The 3,933-nt window shown below is 47.4% G+C and carries 7 protein-coding genes and 1 tRNA gene; all 8 read left to right on the top strand.

What is annotated here, in order from left to right; all coding sequences use genetic code 11:
* Positions 1-128: elongation factor Tu (gene tuf / locus JKY90_09245; protein MBL4852440.1), on the top strand; the 128-nt coding region annotated here is incomplete at its 5' end.
* Between the two features lie 55 nt (positions 129-183).
* Positions 184-259 (top strand) — tRNA-Trp (locus JKY90_09240).
* Positions 260-336: 77 nt separating this feature from the next.
* A complete protein-coding gene (gene secE / locus JKY90_09235; GenBank protein MBL4852439.1) occupies positions 337-684 on the top strand; it encodes a preprotein translocase subunit SecE in 348 nt (115 codons plus the stop codon).
* Between the two features lie 3 nt (positions 685-687).
* Entirely contained in the window at positions 688-1,221 is a 534-nt protein-coding gene (gene nusG, locus JKY90_09230) for a transcription termination/antitermination protein NusG (protein MBL4852438.1), read from the top strand.
* 169 nt (positions 1,222-1,390) lie between these two features.
* Positions 1,391-1,822 carry a 50S ribosomal protein L11 gene (rplK, locus tag JKY90_09225; GenBank protein ID MBL4852437.1) on the top strand — a complete coding sequence of 144 codons (432 nt, stop codon included), beginning with the start codon at positions 1,391-1,393 and terminating at the stop codon, positions 1,820-1,822.
* A complete protein-coding gene (gene rplA, locus JKY90_09220) occupies positions 1,822-2,517 on the top strand; it encodes a 50S ribosomal protein L1 (GenBank protein MBL4852436.1) in 696 nt (231 codons plus the stop codon). Before rplK ends, rplA begins: the two co-directional genes overlap by 1 nt.
* A gap of 308 nt (positions 2,518-2,825) precedes the next feature.
* On the top strand, positions 2,826-3,344 hold the full coding sequence (gene rplJ, locus JKY90_09215; protein MBL4852435.1) for a 50S ribosomal protein L10: 519 nt from the start codon (positions 2,826-2,828) through the stop codon (positions 3,342-3,344).
* Between the two features lie 67 nt (positions 3,345-3,411).
* Positions 3,412-3,789, top strand: a complete 378-nt coding sequence (gene rplL, locus JKY90_09210; GenBank protein MBL4852434.1) for a 50S ribosomal protein L7/L12 — start codon at positions 3,412-3,414, stop codon at positions 3,787-3,789.
* The last annotated feature ends 144 nt before the right edge of the window (positions 3,790-3,933 follow it).

Genomic DNA, 3,933 nt, shown 5'->3' with positions numbered 1-3,933 from the left:
CTGGCGACAACATCAAAGTAGATGTAGCGTTGATTGCGCCGATTGCGATGGAAGACGGCTTGCGTTTTGCTATTCGCGAAGGTGGTCGTACTGTTGGTGCGGGTGTTGTCACTAAGGTGGTTGAGTAATCGACCGCTTTGTTAGTCGATTGGCTTGAGAGGTTTTGGGTTTACGTTAGGCGATAGGCCAGTAGTTCAATTGGTAGAGCGTCGGTCTCCAAAACCGAAAGTTGGGGGTTCGAGTCCCTCCTGGCCTGCCATTTATGCTTACGTGAATCCCATTGTTAATTTAAAAAGAGTTGTTGTACCTGTATCCCGAGGCGAGGGCACATTGTAAATGGCAGATAAAATAAAGCTGGCGCTGGCGATTTTGATCGTGCTGGCCGCCGTTGCCGGTTTTTATGTTTATGGTGATCAGCCGACACTGTTTCGTGTGCTTGGCTTGTTGGTGGCATTGATTATTGCGACGCTGGTTGCTATCCAGACCACACCTGGGCGTACAGCGCTGGGGTTTCTTGGCGACGCTCGTATGGAAGTGCGCAAAGTGGTGTGGCCGACACGCAAGGAAACGGTGCAGACGACCTTGATTGTTTTGGCTATGGTTATTGTTGTGGCCATTGGCTTATTTTTGATTGATTCGTTTTTGTTGTGGGCAGTCAATTCGTTGCTTGTTGGTGGAGAATAAAGCATGGCAAAACATTGGTATGTAGTGCATGCCTATTCTGGCTTTGAGAAACAGGTGGTGCGTTCTTTAACAGGTCGTATCGCCTATGCCGGTATGGAAGACAGTTTTGGCGATATTTTGGTGCCAACCGAAGAAGTTGTCGAAATGCGTGGCGGTCAAAAGCGCAAGAGTGATCGTAAATTCTTTCCAGGTTATGTCTTGGTACAGATGGAAATGAACGATGAGAGCTGGCATCTAGTTAAAGATGTGCCACGGGTTTTGGGCTTTATTGGCGGCACTAGAGATAAGCCAACGCCAATCACAGATAAAGAAGCTGACAATATTTTGCAGAGGGTGCAGGAGGGTGTCGAGCACCCGGCTCCTAAAGTATTGTTTGAGGTGGGTGAAGTAGTGCGCGTCATCGATGGGCCGTTCGCTGATTTTAATGGTGTTGTAGAAGAAGTGAATTATGAAAAGAGCAAGCTGCGTACTGCAGTCTTGATCTTTGGTCGTTCTACTCCTGTTGAGCTTGATTTTGGTCAGGTTGAAAAAGGCTAAGGAGTCTCTGATTTGAGTTCGGGCTGGCTGAATTGAAGATATTTGATTCAAGGCGGTCGATTATGGCGGAGTTAGAGGTTTGCTAGTTAAAGATTGACAAGAGTCGAAGGGTTTGCCTTCGACATGGGGAGCCGAAAGGCGTTTGTACCCACTAAAGAGGAAATAAAGCATGGCAAAGAAAATCGAGGCCTACATTAAATTGCAGGTCAAGGCCGGTCAGGCCAATCCAAGTCCGCCGGTTGGTCCCGCATTAGGTCAGCATGGGGTCAATATTATGGAATTCTGCAAGACCTTTAATGCGCAGACACAAAGCATGGAACCGGGGCTGCCTATTCCTGTTGTAATTACCGTCTACAGTGACCGTAGTTTTACCTACATCACCAAGACTCCGCCGGCCTCAATCTTATTGAAGAAGGCAGCGGGCATCACTTCCGGCAGTAAAACGCCTCATACCGACAAGGTGGGTAACGTTACGCGTGCGCAGTTAGAAGAAATTGCCAAGACGAAAGAGCCAGATCTTACCGCGGCTGATCTTGATGCTGCAGTGCGTACTATTGCCGGTAGTGCGCGCAGTATGGGCATTACGACGGAGGGTGTTTAATCATGGCGGTAACCAAGCGAGCAAAGGCCATTGGTGAAAAAGTAGATGCAGATAAGCGTTATCCAATTGCCGAAGCGCTAGCAATGATTAAAGAGTTATCGACAGTCAAATTTGACGAGTCTGTTGATATTAGCGTCAATTTGGGTATTGACCCACGCAAATCTGATCAGGTTGTGCGTGGTGCCACCGTGTTGCCTAAAGGCACGGGCAAGCAAGTGAAGGTTGCCGTGTTTGCTCAGGGTGCTAATGCTGATGCTGCTAAAGAAGCTGGCGCTGATATTGTCGGTTTTGAAGACCTTGCCGAGCAAGTTAAAAAAGGTAATTTTGATTTTGACGTGGTTATCGCGTCACCTGACGCCATGCGTATCGTTGGTCAGCTGGGGCAGATTTTAGGCCCACGCGGATTAATGCCTAACCCTAAAGTGGGCACAGTGAGTCCCGATGTTGCCGGTGCCGTGAGAAATGCCAAGGCAGGTCAAGTACGTTATCGTGCTGACAAGGCCGGTATTATTCATTCAACTATTGGCCGTATAAGCTTTGATGTTGATGCACTTAAAACCAATCTAGATGCGCTGATTGCTGACTTGGTGAAAGCCAAGCCTGCAACTGCCAAAGGCATCTATATGAAGAAAGTGACCGTATCTTCGACGATGGGGCCAGGGTTGACAATCGATACTTCGACACTTTCTATTTAGTTTTTACTGGTTTTTCGCTGTAGTTAAGCTACGGTTTGTATTTTTTTTGATTTGGTGGGCTATCGGAGCAGTAAAGCCGATACCCGTCGAAGACCGCAGGTGCGTTGAGTGGCCACGATAGATCTAATGGCCGCAAGAGGTCTAATTGAGTGCGATAGCACTTGGCCTGCGCAGACGGCGTGATGCCCCGGACAGTCCTGGAATAGATGGGTCTGCTGACGGCCACCGTAAGGGGCGAGTTTAGGCTCGCATTGTGAAGTGATGAGCGTGTTGTTTACGTTTCATCGCAAGGTGTAGGAGGTGAACAGTTGTTAACGTTGCAAGACAAAAAAGCTATTGTCGCTGAAGTGAGTGATGTGGCGTCGAGCGCACAGTCAGCTATTGCTGCTGAGTATCGAGGTCTTACGGTCGACGAAATGACTCAGTTGCGTGCACAGGCGCGCGCCACTGGCGTCAAGCTGCGTGTCGTTAAAAACACGTTGGCGCGGCGAGCGTTGAAAGAAACTGATTATGCTTGTATGACGGAATCATTGGTTGGGCCGCTGTTGCTGGCTTTTTCTTTAGAAGAAGCCTCTTCAGGGGCAAAATTGATCCATGATTTCGCAAAAGAGCATGACAACCTTAAGGTTAAGATTGTCGCGTTAGCTGGCAAACTATTACAGCCAGAAGATATCAAGGCATTGGCAAGCATGCCGTCTCGTGATGAGGCAATTGCATTGTTTATGGCTGTGATGAGAGCGCCAATCGAGAAACTTGTTCGTACTGCTAATGAGCCTGTAGCGAAGTTTGTTCGCACTGTGGCGGCTGTACGCGATTCAAAATCTTAATGGTCTGTTGCCTGTTATTTATCAGGCCAGGCAATAACTTAACTATTTATTTTAGGAGCTAAATCTAATGGCTGTCAGTAAAGAAGATATTTTAGAAGCAATTTCAAACATGACTGTAATGGAAATCGTTGATCTGATTTCAGAAATGGAAGAAAAATTCGGTGTTTCTGCGGCTGCTGCGGTGGCTGCTGCACCTGCTGCTGCGGGCGATGCTGGTGGCGCTGCTGTTGAGCAAACTGAGTTTGATGTTGTGATGACAAGCTTTGGTTCTGCCAAAGTGGCTGTCATTAAAGCCGTTCGTGCTATCACTAGTTTAGGTTTGAAAGAAGCGAAAGAAATGGTAGAAGGCGCACCTTCTACTATTAAAGAAGGCGTTTCAAAGGATGATGCTGAAGAGGCTAAGAAACAGCTTGAAGAAGCTGGTGCTTCAGTAGAGCTTAAATAAGCGTTGCCAAAAGCATCGCTAAAAGCGTCGATTGCTGACGTCTATTTTGAGTGACGTTTACGGGTCAGTACTTTATGTACTGGCTCGTAGGTGCGTCTTGATTGTTTTGTCTGTTTTTTAAAATAGACAGTTGTTTAATTGCTG

The sequence above is a fragment of the Gammaproteobacteria bacterium genome (assembly GCA_016765075.1).
Classification (GTDB): domain Bacteria; phylum Pseudomonadota; class Gammaproteobacteria.
This window is presented reverse-complemented; position numbering and strand designations above follow the sequence as displayed.